Source organism: Kitasatospora sp. NPDC023120, assembly GCF_055560835.1.
In genome coordinates, this window is the sequence record NZ_JBVHHY010000002.1 from 239,511 (window position 1) to 256,096 (window position 16,586).

Annotated in this window: 10 protein-coding genes; 5 read left to right on the top strand and 5 right to left on the bottom strand. The window is 74.5% G+C overall.

Going from position 1 to position 16,586, the window contains the following annotated elements; genetic code table 11:
- Nucleotides 1-6 precede the first annotated feature (6 nt).
- On the bottom strand, nucleotides 7-426 hold the full coding sequence (locus ACZ3TI_RS03685) for a roadblock/LC7 domain-containing protein (protein ID WP_465722886.1): 420 nt from the start codon (nucleotides 424-426) through the stop codon (nucleotides 7-9).
- Nucleotides 423-3,455, bottom strand: coding sequence for a sensor histidine kinase (locus tag ACZ3TI_RS03690; protein ID WP_465722888.1), 3,033 nt, complete (start codon nucleotides 3,453-3,455; stop codon nucleotides 423-425). Before ACZ3TI_RS03690 ends, ACZ3TI_RS03685 begins: the two co-directional genes overlap by 4 nt.
- Before the next feature lie 485 nt (nucleotides 3,456-3,940).
- On the opposite strand from ACZ3TI_RS03690, the gene ACZ3TI_RS03695 reads away from it, so the two are divergent.
- The 3 genes from ACZ3TI_RS03695 (at nucleotide 3,941) to ACZ3TI_RS03705 (ending at nucleotide 8,489) form a co-directional block, all read left to right on the top strand.
- Nucleotides 3,941-5,767 (top strand): AMP-dependent synthetase/ligase, encoded by a 1,827-nt coding sequence (locus tag ACZ3TI_RS03695; protein ID WP_465722890.1) that lies wholly within the window; start codon nucleotides 3,941-3,943, stop codon nucleotides 5,765-5,767.
- Nucleotides 5,768-6,051: 284 nt separating this feature from the next.
- Nucleotides 6,052-7,191 carry a polysaccharide deacetylase family protein gene (locus ACZ3TI_RS03700; RefSeq protein WP_465722892.1) on the top strand — a complete coding sequence of 380 codons (1,140 nt, stop codon included), beginning with the start codon at nucleotides 6,052-6,054 and terminating at the stop codon, nucleotides 7,189-7,191.
- Between the two features lie 377 nt (nucleotides 7,192-7,568).
- Complete coding sequence (locus ACZ3TI_RS03705; protein WP_465722894.1) at nucleotides 7,569-8,489, top strand: nitroreductase/quinone reductase family protein; 921 nt, start codon at nucleotides 7,569-7,571, stop codon at nucleotides 8,487-8,489.
- A gap of 126 nt (nucleotides 8,490-8,615) precedes the next feature.
- Here ACZ3TI_RS03705 and ACZ3TI_RS03710 read toward each other — a convergent pair whose 3' ends face one another.
- From ACZ3TI_RS03710 to ACZ3TI_RS03720, 3 genes are all read right to left on the bottom strand, one after another.
- On the bottom strand, nucleotides 8,616-9,413 hold the full coding sequence (locus ACZ3TI_RS03710; RefSeq protein WP_465722896.1) for an SGNH/GDSL hydrolase family protein: 798 nt from the start codon (nucleotides 9,411-9,413) through the stop codon (nucleotides 8,616-8,618).
- Nucleotides 9,414-9,871: 458 nt separating this feature from the next.
- A complete protein-coding gene (locus tag ACZ3TI_RS03715) occupies nucleotides 9,872-10,513 on the bottom strand; it encodes a hypothetical protein (RefSeq protein WP_465722898.1) in 642 nt (213 codons plus the stop codon).
- Between the two features lie 369 nt (nucleotides 10,514-10,882).
- Nucleotides 10,883-12,064: a hypothetical protein gene (locus tag ACZ3TI_RS03720; protein WP_465722900.1), complete on the bottom strand. Its 1,182-nt coding sequence runs from the start codon at nucleotides 12,062-12,064 to the stop codon at nucleotides 10,883-10,885.
- 272 nt (nucleotides 12,065-12,336) lie between these two features.
- On the opposite strand from ACZ3TI_RS03720, the gene ACZ3TI_RS03725 reads away from it, so the two are divergent.
- The gene (locus tag ACZ3TI_RS03725; RefSeq protein WP_465722901.1) at nucleotides 12,337-13,506 is read left to right on the top strand and encodes an exonuclease SbcCD subunit D; all 1,170 of its coding nucleotides are present in this window, start codon (nucleotides 12,337-12,339) and stop codon (nucleotides 13,504-13,506) included.
- Nucleotides 13,503-16,547: an AAA family ATPase gene (locus ACZ3TI_RS03730; RefSeq protein WP_465722903.1), complete on the top strand. Its 3,045-nt coding sequence runs from the start codon at nucleotides 13,503-13,505 to the stop codon at nucleotides 16,545-16,547. The genes ACZ3TI_RS03725 and ACZ3TI_RS03730 overlap by 4 nt, the downstream gene beginning before the upstream one ends.
- Nucleotides 16,548-16,586 lie beyond the last annotated feature (39 nt).

Below are 16,586 nucleotides of genomic sequence, written 5' to 3' on the forward strand. Positions count from 1 at the left end.
GCCCGCTCATCTCCCCGGCGGGGCGGTTTCGGTGCGCGGCTCGGCGGCCATGTGCTCGCCGACCCGCTTGACCAGCAGGGCCATCTCGTAGGCGATCTGGCCGATGTCGGCCTCGGCGTCGCTCAGCACGGCCAGGCAGCTGCCGTCACCGGCGGCCGTGATGAACAGGAACGCCTCGTCCAGCTCGATCATGGTCTGCCGGACGCCGCCGACCTTGAAGTGCCCGCCGGCGCCCTTCGCCAGGCTGTGGAACCCGGCCGCGACCGCGGCGAGGTGCTCGGCGTCCTCGCGGTCGAGGTCGCCCGAGGCACCGGTGGCCAGGCCGTCGTTGGACAGGATCACCGCGTGCCGTAGGGCGGCGACGCGCCCCACCAGGTCGTCCAGGAGCCAGTTGAGGTCTCCGGACGGCTGCGTCGAAGTGGTCATGAATCAGTTCCTTCCGCTGGAGCGGGTGGTGCAGGTGATGCGGGTCGTGCGGGTGAATCGGGTTGGGCGGGTTGGGCCAGTCGTACGGGTCGTACGGGTGGTGAGGGTGATGTCGATGGGCCCGGTACGGCGGACGGTGCCGACGGTACGGGCGTTCCGGGGCCCGGGGTGCGGCGAACCGGCTGGCCGGGCGGCACCTGACGGGCGAGCGGCGCCCGCCCGCTGTCCGAGGGCGCGGGCAGCGCCGCCGGGGCGGGTGCCGGGCCGATCGCCCGGCGGGACGACTCCGGCGACAGCCAGGGCAGTACGGCTGCGCCACGATCGCGTGACGAGTCGTTACGGTCCTTCGCCGGGACGTCGTGGTCCTTGGCGCCAGCGCTACGGTCCGTCGGCGCCGTGGCGCCGCGGCCCCGGGTGAAGCCGCGCTGGAACGAGGCGAAGGTCGCCCGGGCCTCCTCCGGCGAGCGCTCCCGCGCCTCCCGGGCGTCGGGAGCGGACCCCGCCTCCCCGGTCGCGCCGTCCGGCCCGCCGGCGCTACGGAATCGCTCCTTCAGCTGTTCGGTGCGCTGCTCCCTGAGTTGCGGCGCCAGGTTCGCCTGCCGGACCCGTCGCGGCAGACCGCCCACCGTCCGCGGCGCGGGAGCCGGAGCGGCATCCGCCGGCGGAGCCTCCGAGGCGGCAGCAGCCTCAGCCGCCGCGACAGCGCCCTCGGCGGCGGCCACCACCACGTCCTCCCGCCGGTGCCGCCCGGTCGCCGGCGCGTCCTCGACGTCCGCCCCGGGCGCCGGGACCAGGACCGGCCCGCCCTTGCCCCGCGAGGCGCGACGCGGCAGACCGCCCGCCGTACGACCCTCCTCGGGCGCGGAGGGCCGGGGCCCGCCCGTCACCCGGTGCCGACCGCCCGCGCCCGTGCCGGCCGAAGACCCGGCCGAGGACAACGAAGGACCGGACGAAGACCCGGAGGAAGACCGGGACGAGGACCCGGACGACGGCCCGGACGAAGAACCCGCCGAAGACTTGGACGAGCCGCCAGACGACGCCCCCGGCCCCGGCACCACGACCAGGTCCCGCTGCCCGCGCCGCCCACCGCCCACCGACCGCCGCCCGGCCGCGGCCGGCTCCGGGAGCCCGTCCGGCGCCTCCGCGAGCAGCTCGCGCGGGATCAGCACCACCGCCGTCGTCCCGCCGTACGGGGACGGCCGCAGGTGCACCCGGATGCCGTGCCGCCGGGCCAGCCGGCTGACCACGAAGAGGCCCAGCCGGTCCGTGTCGGCGAGGTCGAACTCCTGCTCCACGGCGAGGCGTTCGTTGATCTCGGCGAGCAGCTGCTCGCTCAGCCCGAGCCCGCGGTCGTCGATCTCCAGCGCGAAGCCGTGCGCCACCACCTCGCCCTGGACGGTGACGTGGGTGCTCGGCGGGGAGAACACCGCGGCGTTCTCGACGAGTTCGGCGACCAGGTGGGTGACGTCCGCGACGGCGCTGCCGAGCAGGCCGGTGCCGGGGAAGGGCCGGACGGTCACCCGGGCGTAGTCCTCGACCTCGCCGACCGCCGCCCGGACCACGTCGACCATCCGGACCGGCTTGCGCCAGGCGCGCCCGGGCGAGCCGCCGGCCAGGATGATCAGGCCCTCGGCATGGCGGCGCATGCGGGTGGTGAGGTGGTCGACCTTGAAGAGGTCCTCCAGCTCCGCCGGGTCCTCGGTGCGGCGCTCCATGGTGTCGAGCAGGGTGAGCTGTCGGTGCAGCAGCACCTGGCTGCGCCGGGCCAGGTTGACGAACACCGCCGAGACCCCGCGCCGCAGTTCGGCCTGTTCGACGGCGGCTTCGACGGCGGCCCGCTGCACCGCGTTGAAGGCCTGACCGACCTGGCCGATCTCGGCGGCACCGAAGTGCAGTTCGGGCGCCTCGGTGGCCACGTCGACCGGCTCGCCGCGGCGCAGCCGCAGCATGACGGAGGGCAGCCGGGTGCCGGCCAGCTCGTTGGCCGCGTTGCGCAGGCCGATCAGCTCGCGGGCCAGGCCCCGCCCGATCCGGAAGGAGATCAGGATCGACAGCACGACCGCGACCAGGCCGATGGCCCCGGCGATGCCGCCGCGCCAGAGCATCCCGATCGCCGAGGACCGGGAGCGCTCGTCCAGTCCGGCGGCGATCCGGGTGTTGATCGAGGTGAGGTCGCCGAGCGCCCGGTCGGCGGTCTCCCGCCAGTTGTCGCTGTTGAGCGCCTGGACCACCCGCTCGGGGCCGCCGGCGCCGACGAAGTCCGCCTCGGCGCGGGCCAGCGCACCCCAGGCCTCGCCGCCGCGCAGGGCGATGTAGTCGGACTGGTCGGCGGGTTCGAGTTCGGCGATGTAGACGGTGTACAGCGCCTGCTGGTTGTGCAGGGCGTCCAGCGCGACCTGGTACTGCTCGGCGGTGGGCTTGGTGATGCCGGCGCGCAGGCCCTCCATCGCCGCGTCCTCCTGCGACAGGTACTCGCGGGCGCGCACCAGCTCGATCAGGATGGTTCCCTGGCGCGGGAGTTGGCCGGTCTGCCGGGCGACGTAGGCGGAGCGGAAGCCGAACACCGGCTTGACCAGGTCGCTGTACTGGTCCAGTGCGAACTCCCAGTTCAGCGCGGAACGGCCGATCTGGGAGCGCAGCGGGCCGAGCTGGTCGGCGGCGGCGATGATCTGCACGAAGCGGCCGCGCTGGGGGGTGGAGAGCTTGCTGCTGTCGCTGTCCTTCTTCTGCCGCAGCACGGCGAGGCTGCGGTCGGTGAGGCCCTTGGCGTGCTCGTAGGCGTCCCGGGCGACCGGCGAGCGCGGGTCGGCGAGGCACTGGACGGCGGCGCGCCGCTCGTGCTGCAGGTCGATGGCGTACTGGTCGACCGGGCCCGCGAACTCCTTGTACGTACGGCTGATCCCCAGCTGGTTCCAGACGTCCCCGGTGGTGGCGATCGTCGCATACACCCACAGGGCGATGAGCGCCACGATGGGCACCAGGAGCAGCGCGATGATCTTCGCGCGGATCGAGCTGCTGCGCAGACGCATGGAGTCCTCGGTCGGGAAATGCCAGGCGCGGACGGGGAGGGTGGGAGCCTTGGGGGCGGGTGGATGTGATGGAAGCGGTGGGCGTGGTGGAAGCGGTGGGCGTGGTGGAAGCGGTGGGGGATGGTGAAGGGGATGCGGAGGGGGCTCCCGGCCACGGGTCTGCGCGACTCTACTACGCCCGGACCACTCGCTCGAGGGTCGAACCAATCCACTTCTCCGCCTTGCCCCGCACACGTCAGAAACAGCTCGTTCCAGCCCTCGTTTCGTGACGGAATCATCCGCTGATGCCGGGGATGCCCGGATTGCACCGACGACACACCACCCCCGCCCCTTGCCCACAGCCTCTCCCGCTCCTCCACGGCTGCGACACCATGCGGGCGGACCGGTGCCGATCTCGTCGCGCCACCGTCACAACCCTGGGCAGTGATGGAGCGATCCGATAGTTTCGCTCCACCCGGACAACCGGCGCCGAACTGGGGAGGACCGTGCGCGAGTTCACCACCCCCGCCCCGGCCGCGCCCGAGGCTGCCGGAGGACTCGCCGACTCCCTCTACGACACCGCCGAGCGCACCCCGGGTCTGGTCCAGCTGTCCCGGCGGACCGACGACGGGGGGTGGCAGGACGTCACCGCCCGGGAGTTCCGCGACCAGGTGCTCGCCCTGGCCAAGGGCCTGCTCACCCACGGGGTGCGCTACGGCGACCGGGTCGCCCTGATGTCCCGCACCCGCTACGAGTGGACGCTCTTCGACTACGCGTTGTGGTCGATCGGCGCGATCACCGTCCCGGTGTACCCCACCGCCGCCCCCGAGCAGGTCCGCTGGATCCTCGCCGAGACCCAGGCGGTGGCCTGCCTGGTCGAGGACGAGGACGCCGCGATGACCGTCGGCGCGGTCTGCGACGCCCTGCCCGACCTCACCGGCATCTGGCAGCTGGACCGCGACTGCGTCGCCGCGATCACCGAGGACGGCCGCGGCGTGCCCGACTCCCTGGTGCACCGCCAGCGCCTCGGCGTCGCCGCCGAGAACATCGCCACCGTCGTCTACACCTCGGGCACCACCGGACGCCCCAAGGGCTGCCTGATCACCCACGGCAACCTGGCCGCCGAGGCCGACGCCCTGCTCGCCGGCTGGGGGGACGTCCTGCGCGACACCGGAGGCGGCCAGCCCGGGACCCTGCTCTTCCTGCCGCTCGCCCACGTCTACGGGCGGGCCGTGCAGATCGCGGCGGTCCGCGGCGGCTTCCGGATCGGCCACCTCCCCGAGGTGTCCACGGACGCGCTGCTGCCGGCGCTGGAGACCTTCCGGCCGACCTTCCTGCACGCCGTCCCGTACGTCTTCGAGAAGATCTACCAGCGGGCCCGGCGCGCCGCCGAGGACGCCGGGCGCGGCGAACTCTTCGAGCAGGCCCGGCAGGTGGCGGTCGACTGGGCGGCTGCCCGGGAGCAGAAGGCCTTCGGACGCGGCCCTGGCCCCGGCGCCGCGCTGCGGCTGCGCCACCTCGCGTACGAGCGGACCGTCTACCCCAGACTGCGCGCGGTGCTCGGCGGCCGGGTGCGCAGCGTGATGTGCGGCGGCTCCTCGCTGCGGCGCGAGCTGGGCCTGTTCTTCACCGGCGCCGGACTGCAGCTGTACGAGGGGTACGGGCTGACCGAGACCTCCGCCGCGATCACCGCCAACCCGACCGGGCGGCAGAAGCTCGGCACCGTCGGACAGCCGGTGCCGGGCGCCTCGGTCGCGATCGCCGACGACGGCGAGGTGTGGGTGCGCGGCGGCTCGGTCTTCGGCGGCTACCTCAACCACCCGCAGTGCACGGCCGAGTCGCTGGTCGAAGGCTGGTTCGCGACCGGTGACCTGGGCCGGCTGGACGAGGACGGCTACCTCACCATCACCGGCCGCAAGAAGGACCTGATCGTCACCAGCAGCGGCAAGAACCTCGCCCCGACGGCCCTGGAGGAGCGGGTCGAGGCGCATCCGCTGGTCTCCCAGTGCCTGGTGGTGGGCGACGACCGCCCGTACGTGGCCGCGCTGATCACGCTCGACCCGGCGGCGCTGGCGCACTGGCTGAAGACCCACGGGCGGGAGCAGCTGGACGCGTGGGCGGTGCTCGCCGACGAGGAGCTGCACGTCGAGGTCCAGCGCGCGGTGGCGGCGGCGAACACGGCGGTGTCGCGGGCCGAGTCGATCCGCGCGTTCCGGCTGCTGCCACGGGAGTTCAGCCAGGAGCAGGGGCTGCTGACGCCCTCGCTCAAGCTGCGGCGGGGGGCCATCACGGAGTTCTACGCGGAGGACATCGAGGAGCTCTACCTCTCCTGATCGGCATGTCCGGTAGGTGTTCTGACGTTCAGTCTTGTCCCTTGCGGGAACGGCTCGGTGGCGGTGCGCTCGTCGGTTCGCCGGCGGTGCGCTCGTCGGTCCGGCGGCGGTGCGGTGGCGCGGCCCGGCCGCGGTGCGGTTCACCCGCCGTTCCCTTGACGGGCGGATTGGTCCAGTCCATTGTTTCTCTTCGGTCCGAGTGCCCGGTCCGAGTGCGGCGCACCACCACCCCTCTGTTCACGCCCTCCCCCACGGGCGTCTCCCCCACATGCTGGAGTCCTCACGTGTCGATTCCCACGCGCCTGTCCGCGGGTCTGTCCGCGCGCCTGTCCTCACTAGCCGCTTCCGTCGCGCTGCTCACCGCCTCGGCCGTACCGGCGGCGTCCGCCACGAGCGCCCCGAGCGTCAACCTGGCGACCAACCCCGGGTTCGAGCTGCCCGCCCCCAACCTCGCCGACTGGGGCAGCATCCCCGGCTGGAGCTGCACCGGAGGTCCGGCCGAAGCGGTCGTCACCACCGCCGCCCCGCACTCCGGAGCCTCCGCGCTGACCGTCACCCCGGCGAACGCCGACTCCGCCGGCGAGTGCACCCAGACCGTCGCCGTCCAGCCCAACACCAGCTACACGGCCTCCGCGTGGGTGCGCGGCAGCTTCGTCCACCTGGGCGCCACGGGCACCGGCAAGGACCTGCCGCCCGCCTGGACCGAGAGCACCGGCGGCGGCTGGCAGCGGCTGACCACCCGCTTCACCACCGGCCCGAACGCGCGCAGCATCCGGCTGTACGTGCACGGCTGGTACCAGCAGGGCCCGTTCTCGGTGGACGACGTCCGGGTGGACGGTCCCGCGCCCGCCCCGGCGGTGGCGGCGAGCTCGATCCCGACCAGCGACAAGGTCGTCTTCCTCACCGTGGACGACGGCTGGCAGCGCTCCCCCGAGGCCGCGCAGTTCATCGCCGACCACCGGCTGCCGATCACCACGTTCCCGCTGCCGATGCCCGCCGGCACCGACCCGGCGTTCTTCCAGCGGGTCACCGCCGCGCCCGGCTCCTCGGTCCAGGACCACTCGGTCTCGCACTCCGACCTCAGCAAGCTCCCGCTGGACCAGCAGCAGGTCGAGATCTGCGACGCCCGCGACGCCGTGACCCGCCTCTTCGGCACCGCGCCGGTGGTCTTCCGCCCGCCGTTCTTCGCCTGGAACGCCGACACCCTGCGGGCCGCCGCCGACTGCGGCATCCGCACCGTGCTCACCGCCGACGCCGACTTCAGCTGGGGCGCCGCCGACATCTGGCACCCGGGCCTGCTGCAGCCGGGCGACGTGGTCATCATGCACTGGAGCGACACCCTGGCCGCCGACCTCCAGCGCGCCCTGGCCGCCGCCGACGCCGCCGGCCTCAAGCCGGCCGGGCTGGTCGACTACCTGCGCTGACGCGCCGCGACCACCGGGCACCCGCAGACCCGACGCGCCGCCGCCTCCGGGGGGAACGGCGGCGCGTCGCTCCGTCTCCCCGTGCGGCTGCGACGGCCGCGCCGGCTGAGCTGCCTGCGGCGGCCGCTCGTTGACAGTCCGTCGCGGGATGGCTCTAATGGGGGCGTGCAGCGCGGCGCCGACCAAAGAGCAATGGGCCGGCCGGTGGCCGAGCGAGCACCCTTCCGAAGGGACGATGCGCGATGAGCACTCTCTCCGCTTCCCTGATCTGACGCCAGGCGGTCACCCGCGGTGTCCGTGTGCGCGATGCGCCATCCTTGACTCGTCACCGCGTGTGGCCGCGACTCCCCTTTCTCTGGAGACTCCACCACACACGCATGCCCATGTCCTTCAACCTGAATGTCATCGAGGAGTTCCGCGCCAACGGCGGGCGGGTCGGCGGCCCGTTCGAGGGCGGCGACCTGCTGTTGCTCACCACCACCGGCGCCTGGTCCGGGCGGCCGCACACCGTGCCGCTCGGGTACGTCCGGGCGGAGGGACAGCTCCTGGTCGTCGCCTCGGCCGCCGGGGCGCCGGAGCACCCGCAGTGGTACCGCAACCTGCTGGCCCACCCGGTGGTCCGGGTCGAGGTCGGCACCGAGGCCTTCGACGCGATCGCCGTACCCGCCGAGGGCGACCGCCGGGAGCGGCTGTTCGCCGCCGTCGTCCGGAAGGCGCCCGGGTACGGCGACTACCAGGCGCTGACCGAGCGCGAGTTGCCGGTCGTCGCCCTGGAGCGGGAGCGGCCCGACGCCTCACCCGGCGGTGCAGTCGGTAGCGCAGTCGGCGGTGCACCCGGCGGTGCGGCGCCGGTGGTGCGCACGCTCGCCGACAAGCTGATCGAGGCGCACACCTGGCTGCGCGCCCAGCTGCGCCACGTCCGGGAGGAAGCACACGCCCACGTCCCCGGGCAGGCGGCCGGGCTCGGACTGCAGCTGCGGCAGCACTGCCTGGCGTTCTGCGAGGGGCTGACGCACCACCACACCGGCGAGGACAAGGCGATCTTCCCCGCCCTCGCCCGCAGCCACCCCGACCTGGCCGGCGTGCTCGCGCAGCTCGACGAGCAGCACCGGGCGATCGGGCGGATCAAGGAAGAGCTGGTGGCACTGCTGGCCGGGATCGAGATCACCGAACCGGAGCGGCTACGCACCGAACTCGACCGGATGTCCGCCGAGTTGGAGTCGCACCTCGACCACGAGGAGGCGGAGCTGCTGCCGGTCCTCGCCGCCATCCCCTTCCCGCCGACCGCACCCGCTTAGACACCGGGGGCGCGCCCCGCGCCAACCCGGTATCCGGAACGGCGGAGCCGCCGCCCCCTCCCGGTGCTCCCGGAGGGGACGGCGGCGTCCGCTGTGCGACGGTGTCGGACGGCTTCCGACGGGCCGTTACGACTGCGAGAAGACCGGGAGGTAGCCGCCGGAGTGGCCGGCGGCCTTCGGGTGGTAGCTCTCGTCGATGGGCCAGGTGGTGCTGTTCAGCCAGGTGGTGAGGTTGCCGCAGATCTCGTGCCCGGTGAAGATGCTGCGGACGTCACCGAACGCGAAGCCGGCGTTGGCGGCGCGCTTGGCGAGGACGCCGTCCAGGGTGTCCGCGGCACTGTTGATGGCGGTGCGCTTGGTGTCACCGATGCCGAAGGAGCAGGTGCCGCCGATCTTGTAGATGTGCGGGTAGCCCAGCACCACGACGTGGGCGTTCGGCGCCTTGGCCTTGATGGCGGAGTACACCTTGTCCAGCTGGGCCGGCAGGGTGTTCAGCGCGTAGTTCTTGGCCGTGTTGACGGCGTCGAGGCAGGCGGCGTCGTCGTCCAGGACACAGGTCTGCATGGTGTCGGCGAAGCCGGCGTCGTTGCCGCCGACAGAGATGCTGACCAGCGTGGTGCTGGAGTCGACGGCCGAGATCTGGTTGTTCAGGATGTCGCCGGTCCGCGCACCCGAACAGGCGACGAACTTGAAGGAGGACGGCGAGTGCGCGTTCTTCCAGAGGTACGGGTACGCGTTGGTGCTGCGCTTGCAGTCACCGCTGTCGCTCAGGTAGCTGCCGGCACCGACACCGGAGGAGTACGAGTCGCCGAGGGCGACGTAGTTGACACCGGCCGCGTTGGCGGAAGAGGCAGCGAAGAGCGTCGTCATGGTGAGGCCTGCCGCTATCGCGGCAACGGACAGGGCACGGGCGGGGCGGAACATGACACCTCCATGGTGGGGCGTGGCGTGGGTCACAGAAGTGATACCAGGAGGTGGCGGAACTCGGAAGCGTTCACGACAGGCATATTGACGGACCGTCTGATAGCTGAGAGCTGAACTGACGCTAACAGTACGTGAGTTCACACTGGTCAGAACGGGTGCGCTTTGACGCGCGTAGCTCTCTGCGCGTAGACCGGCAACTTGCGGAAGTTCAGGGCCCGGTAAGCCAGGAGTCGATGTCCGACTACCGCTGAGTCAGTTTCCAAACGGGCGTCAGCGGGGCACGCGAGGAGCTCGGTGGGCGCGCTGCGCCATCGGTGGGACGAGAAGGCGCGCAACACCGCCACGACCGGTTTCGGAGCCCGACCGCCGAGCGTAGATCAGGAGTACGGCGCGCGCCTCGACCCGCGCGCCTCAGCCCCGCGCGCCTCGACCACGAGCGCGCCTCGACGCCGCGCGCCTCAGCCCCGGACGCCCGGGTGGTTGCCGCCCGGGTACACCGCCCCCGGGGAGACCGCGCAGCCTCCGACCGGCAGCTCCTCGATCGCCTCGTTCGCGGAAGCGGGCACGCCGAGCCAGCGGACGGCGGTGGCGACCGCAGCCCGGGCCTGCCGCAGCCCGGGCGCGCCCCAGCCCAGCAGCTCGACGGCGAGCCCCGGCGCGACCAGCAGCCGCCGGTAGTGCCGGCCCGAGGCCGGGTCGGCCGCGCTCGGGCCGACCGCCCGCAGCGCCGCCGCCATCCGGACCCGCGCGCACTCGTGCCCGCCGTTCGCCGAACCGACCCGGTCGTAGAGGTAGCCGAGGTAGTACGGTCGGCCGATCACCGCCTGCGCCTCCTCGGCGGCCTCCCGGGCCAGGGCGGCCGCCGGGTCCCCGGCGTCCTCCGGCTCCAGCGAGCCCCCGGGCAGCAAGCAGATCCCGTCCCTGGGGTTCACCAGGGTCAGCACCCGCCCGTCCGGAGCGAACAGCCACCCCCAGGACTGCTTGACCGGCAGCCCGTCCGGCACCTGCTCACCCGGCCGCCACGGCCAGCCCGCCGTGGGGCGCCGCCGCACCTTCCCGAGCAGCTCGGCGACCTCCGGGCTGTACTCGATCCGGCTCATGCTCTCGCCTCGCGGTGCCCGGCCGAGGAGCCGGAAGAGCCGGTGAAGGCGCCGGAAGGGCCGGTTGAGGTGTCGGAAGGGCCGGTGAAGGCGCCGACGGAGCCGTCGGCGGAGGCGCCTGCCTGCGCGCACCGTCCGGAGCCGAGCTCGCCCCGCTCGCTCATGCGTCCCCCTCTCGCTGTCGGGCTCGCCGGACCGGCGGTGCGCGGAAGGGACCTGCAGGGCGCGGTACGGAGCGGAGCGGCCGGAGCGGCGGCGTGGGGCACCGCACGCTCCTGCTGTTGATCTTCTCCGAATCTTCCCCGAACAGGCGGTCGATGAACAGTCCCCAGCGCCGCATGGTGGACGCGGCGGCGGCGAACGCCCTGATCACCTCAGCGGCCCACCCCCTCCCCGGGGCCCGGGGAAACCGGGCAGCGGGAACCCCGGCCGCGGGTCCACCCCCGGCGGGAACGGCAGCCCGCGCGCGGCGTCGTCGGCGAGCTCGTCGAACACCTCGTGCGCGGTCATCGGCCGCAGCCGCCCGCCGACCAGCGCCCACCCGCGCACCGTCGCCCGGGCCGGGGCGTCACCGGCCGGGGCGTGACCGGCCGGGGCGTCACCGGCCGGGGCGTCACCGGCCGAGGGACCCCCTGGACCGCCGGGCGGCGGGTCGGCCCTACCGCTCGTCGACGGATCGCCGTGCAGCAGCAGTGCCCCCTCGCCGCCCGAGGCCACGCCCGCCGCCAGGGTGACGCAGAAGGCCTCGGTGTCCCGACCGGCGTGGTGGAGCCGCCCCGCCTCCACACAGACGTCCACCGCCGAGGTGAGCTCCTCGCCGTCCTCCGGACCGTGACAGCGCAGCGTCAGCAGGTGGCAGCCCTCCCCCGCGCCCTCCGCCAGCGCCAGGTACACCGAGGTGACGTACCGCATCACCGCCGCCATCCGGCGCTGCCCGGCCGGGTCCTCGCCGACGGCGTCCAGCAGGGCCGCGCAGGCCACGGACATCCGTACCCGCGCCCGGTGGTCGTCCATCAGCACCGGCAGCAGCTCGGCCAGCCGCTCCCCCGCGTAGACGAACGGCTCCCCGGCCAGCTCGGGATCGCCCGCGTAGGCGACCCGGGCCGCCGGCATCCGGGGATCGAGGCCGAGCGCCTCGCAGTAGTCCTCGAAGTCGTCCGCCTCCAGGACCCGCAGGTGCACCTCCAGGCCCTGCCGGTACAGGGCCGTCAGCTGCTCCTCCGCCCGCCGCAGGTAGTCCCGGTGGCCGAGCCCGCCGAAGAGCCCGTACCGCGCGAGCCCGGCGAAGTCCCCGGCGTCGACGGCCAGCGCCACCGCGACCGGCTGCGGCGGCGCACCCCGGGCCCGCCCGGCGCGCCGCGCCCGTGCACCGCCTCCGCCCGCGTGCCCGCCCGGCGGCCGTCCGCCTCCGGGCGGAACCGCCCCACCGGGCCCGCCGCCCGGGGCCCCACCGGCACCGCTCCCCCGCGCCCGCCCGGCCAGCACCAGCACCCGCCGGCGCCGCCCGGCGGCACCGACCACCTCACGCACCAACTCCCGCACCGCAGCCATGGCTCCTCCTGTTCCGTCCCTCACTCGTCCGACGCCTGCCGGCCGACGGCCGGCAGCACCGGCCGCCCCGAACGACGGAGCCGCCGACGTCGAGGAACATACACAGAGCCACTGACAACGCACCCCGAGTAATCGAACAAGACGGTTCGGCGGGCGGCGAATCCAGCGATTCATCGACAATTCGGGCGGACCGGGACCCCTGGTTCCCGTGAGACGCACGCCTCCACGGATCCACGCGGGATTGTCAGTGGTGCGGGTTAGGGTCGGGGACCATGCGACTGCTGCATACCTCCGACTGGCATCTCGGGCGTTCGTTCCACCGGGAGAGCCTGCACGACGCCCAGCGAGCCTTCCTGGACCACCTGGTGGACGTGGTCCGGGCCGAGGGCGTGGACGCCGTGCTCGTTGCCGGGGACGTGTACGACCGGGCGCTGCCGGGGCTGGAAGCGGTCGCGATGTTCGACGACGTGCTGCACCGGCTGGCGGCCCTCGGGGTGCCGACGGTGTTCATCAGCGGCAACCACGACTCGGCCCGTCGGCTGGGGGTCGGGGCGGGGCTGATCGGGCGGGCCGGGATCCACCTGCGGACGGATCCGGGCGAGTGCGCCACGCCCGTGGTCCTGGCGGACGAGCACGGTCCGGTGGCGGTGTACGGGCTGCCGTACCTGGAGCCCACGCTGGTACGCGAGCGGTTCGGGCTGGCGAAGGGCGGGCACGCGGCGGTGCTCGGTGCGGCGATGGAGGAGGTCCGGGCCGATCTGGCGGCGCGCCCGGCCGGCACCAGGGCGGTCGTCCTGGCGCACGCCTTCGTCACCGGCGGCACGCCGAGCGACAGCGAGCGGGACATCGCGGTCGGCGGCGTCGCCGCGGTGCCCGCCTCGGTGTTCGAGGGGGTGCACTACGTCGCGCTCGGCCACCTGCACGGCTGCCAGACGCTCGCCCCGCACCTTCGCTACAGCGGCTCCCCGCTCGCCTACTCCTTCTCCGAGGTGCACCAGCGCAAGAGCATGTGGCTGGTCGACCTCGCCGCCGACGGCTCGGTGGCCGCCGTGCGCGTCCCCTGCCCCGAACCGCGCCGCCTCGCCACCCTCCGCGACACCCTCGAAGCCCTGCTCACCGACGAGGAGTACACCGAGCACGAGAAGTCCTGGGTGCAGGCCACGCTGACCGACGCGGCCCGCCCGAGCGAGCCGATGGAGAAGCTGCGCCGCCGCTTCCCGTACACCCTGCAGCTGCTCTTCGACCCCGAGGAGAGCGAGGCCGAGTCCTCCCCTTCGTACGCCGCGCGGGTGAGCGGCCGGGGGGACCTGGAGATCGCCGAGGGCTTCCTGCGGCACGTCCGCCCCGGCGCCGAGCCGGGGCCGGACGAGCTCGGCTGGCTGCGCGAGGGCTTCGAGCGCGCCCGGGAGACCTCCGACCGGAAGGCGGACCTGCCCCGATGAGGCTGCACCGGCTCACCGTCACCGCCTTCGGCCCGTTCGCGGGCTCCGAGACGGTCGACTTCGACGCGCTCGCCGCCGGCGGGCTGTTCCTGCTGCGCGGCGCGACGGGCGCGGGCAAGAGCAGTGTGCTGGACGCGGTCTGCTTCGCCCTGTACGGCGAGACGCCGGGCACCCGGCGCGCCAATCGGCTGCGCAGCGACCACGCCGACCCCAAGCGGCTGACCGAGGTGCGGCTGGAGCTGACGCTCGGCGGGCGGCGGCTGCAGATCACCCGTCTGCCGGAGCAGCGGCGGCCGAAGAAGGTCGGCACCGGCACCACGGTCGAGCGGGCGCAGACCCTGCTGCGCGAGTGGGTCGCCGACACGGGCGACGGCACGCCGGGCTGGCGGGGGCTCAGCAAGTCGCACCAGGAGGTCGGGGAGGAGATCCTCCGGCTGATCGGCATGAACCGCGAGCAGTTCTGCCAGGTGGTGCTGCTGCCGCAGGGCGACTTCGCCCGCTTCCTCAAGGCCGATTCGGAGGAGCGCGGCAAGCTGTTGCGGCGGCTGTTCGACACCGAGCGCTATCGGCTCGTCGAGGACTGGCTGGCCGAGCAGCGGCGTGCCCAGGAGTCGGCGGTCCAGGCCGGCCGCCGCCGGCTGCGCGACCTCGCGAGCAAGGCCGAGCAGGCGGCCGGCCCCGGCGCCGAGCCCGCCGACGGCTGGGTGCCGGCCGAGGACGGCGACGCCGGGCTGACCGCCGGGGTGCTCGCCTGGGCGGCGGTCCTGCGCTGCGGCGCGACCGAGCAGCTCACCATCACGGAGGCGGCGCTCGCGGGCGCCATGGCGGCACAGCGAACCGCCCAGCGACACCGCGAGGCCGCCGAGGAGTTGGCCGGGCAGCAGCGCCGGCACCGCGAGGCGCTGGAGCGGGCCGAACGACTGGCCGGGTTCGAACCCGATGCGGCCCGGGACCGGCAGCGGCTGGCCGCCGCGCAGGAGGCCGTCGGGGTGGAGTCCGCGTTGCGGCTGCGGCAGAGCGCGGCCGAGGCGCTGCGGCGCGCGCAGGCGGCGGAGGGTCGGCACCGCGAGGCGCTGGCCGCCGGCACTGCCGAGGACGGCCTCGGTCGGCTCGACGCAGCCGGCGCCGCCGAGCTGGCCGAGGCCGAACTGAGGCTGCGGGCCGAGGTGGTCCGGCTGGAGGCGGCCCGGGAGGAGGAGCGGCGCTGTGCCGAACTCGCTCGCGAGCAGCGCTCCTTGACGGCCGACCGGAGCGCCGCCGAGGCGCTCGCCGAGGAGGCCGAGGACTGGCTGGCCGAGTTCGAGGGCGAGCTCGGCCGATTGGAGGAACAGCACCTCGAGGCCCTGGCGGCGACCGCCAGGGTCGAGCAACTGGACGTGCGGCGCGCCGAGTTGACGATCCGCCTGGAGGCCGCCAGGGAGCGCGACGGCCTGCGCACCGAGATCCTGGCTGCCGAACCGCGGGTCGCCGAGCTGCGCACCGCCGCGCTCGACGCCCGCGAGCACAGCCTGGACCTGCGGGACCGGCGGCTCGCGGGCATGGCCGCCGAGCTGGCCGAACAGCTGCGCACCGGCGAGGCCTGCCGGGTCTGCGGCTCGCCCGAGCACCCAGCACCCGCCGAGGCTGCGCCGTCCGGCCGGGTCGGCGCCGACGACGAGGAGCGCGCCCGCCGCGCCCAGGCCGTCGCCGAGCAGTCCTGGACGGAGGCCGACCGGGCGCTCACCGCCCTGCGGATGCGCGAGGCCACGGCCGCCGGCGCGGCCGGGCCGGACGGTGCGGACGTGCTCGCACACGACCTCGCCGAGCTGGACCGCGAGCACCGCGAGGCCCGGCACACGGCGGAGGCACTCGGCCGGGTCGAGCAGGAGATCGCCCGGCTGTCGCTGGACCGCACCCGCCGCGGCGACGAGCTGCGCGAGGCCAAGGAACGCACCGCCGTCCTCACCGACCGGCTGCAGGCGCTCGACGCCGAGCAGCAGGCGCTGACCGCCCGGGTCGCGGCCACCCGCGGCGCGGCGGCCTCGGTCGCCGACCGGGCCGCGGCCCTGACCCGGCTCACCGAGCAGGTCGCCGCCGCTGCCGCCGCCGCCCGGGCCCGCGCGGAGGCGGCGGCCCGGCTCGCGGAGGCCGAGGGCGAGCTGGGCAAGGCCGCCGCCGCGGCGGGCTTCGCGAACGCCGCGGCGGCGCTGGCGGTGCTGCTCCCGCGTGAGGAGCGCGAGCGGCTGGAGGCACGGCTGGAGCGGCACCGCGCGGAGACCGCCGCCGTCCGGCGCGAGCTGGACCTGCCGGAGCTGGCCGAGGCCGCGGCCCGTCCGCCGGTGGACCTGCCCGCCGCCGCGACCGCGCTCCGCGCCGCCACCGACCGGCTCGGGCAGGCGCACGCCGCCGAAGCGGCAGCCCGCGAGCGGTGCGCGGCGCTGGCCGAGATCGGGCGGCAGCTGGCCGCTCTCGCCGCCGAGCTGGCCCCGGCACTCGACCGGTACGAGCGGATCAACCGGCTCGCGATGCTGACTGCCGGCACCTCCACCGAGAACCGGCTGCGGATGCGCCTGGAGTCGTACGTCCTGGCGGCCCGGCTGGAGCAGGTCGCGGCGGCGGCCAGCGACCGGCTGGTCCGGATGTCCGGCGGCCGCTACACCCTGGTGCACAGCGACGACCGGGGCACCGGCGCCAGGCGCTCCGGGCTGGCCCTGCGGGTCGTGGACGCCTGGACGGGCACCGAGCGGGACACCGCGACCCTCTCCGGCGGCGAGAGCTTCTTCGCCTCGCTCTCCCTCGCCCTGGGGCTGGCCGACGTAGTGACCGACGAGGCGGGCGGCATGCCGCTGGACACGCTGTTCATCGACGAGGGCTTCGGCACCCTCGACGAGCAGTCCCTGGAGGAGGTGATGGACGTCCTCGACGGCCTGCGCGAACGGGACCGGGCGGTCGGCATCGTCAGCCACGTCGCCGACCTGCGCAGCCGCATCCCCGCCCAGCTGCTGGTCCGCAAGGGGCGGCGCGGCTCGACCCTGGCCCTGGCCGGACGGGAGGACGCGTAACGCCGCCACCCCGCCACCCCGCCACCCCGCCACGCCGTC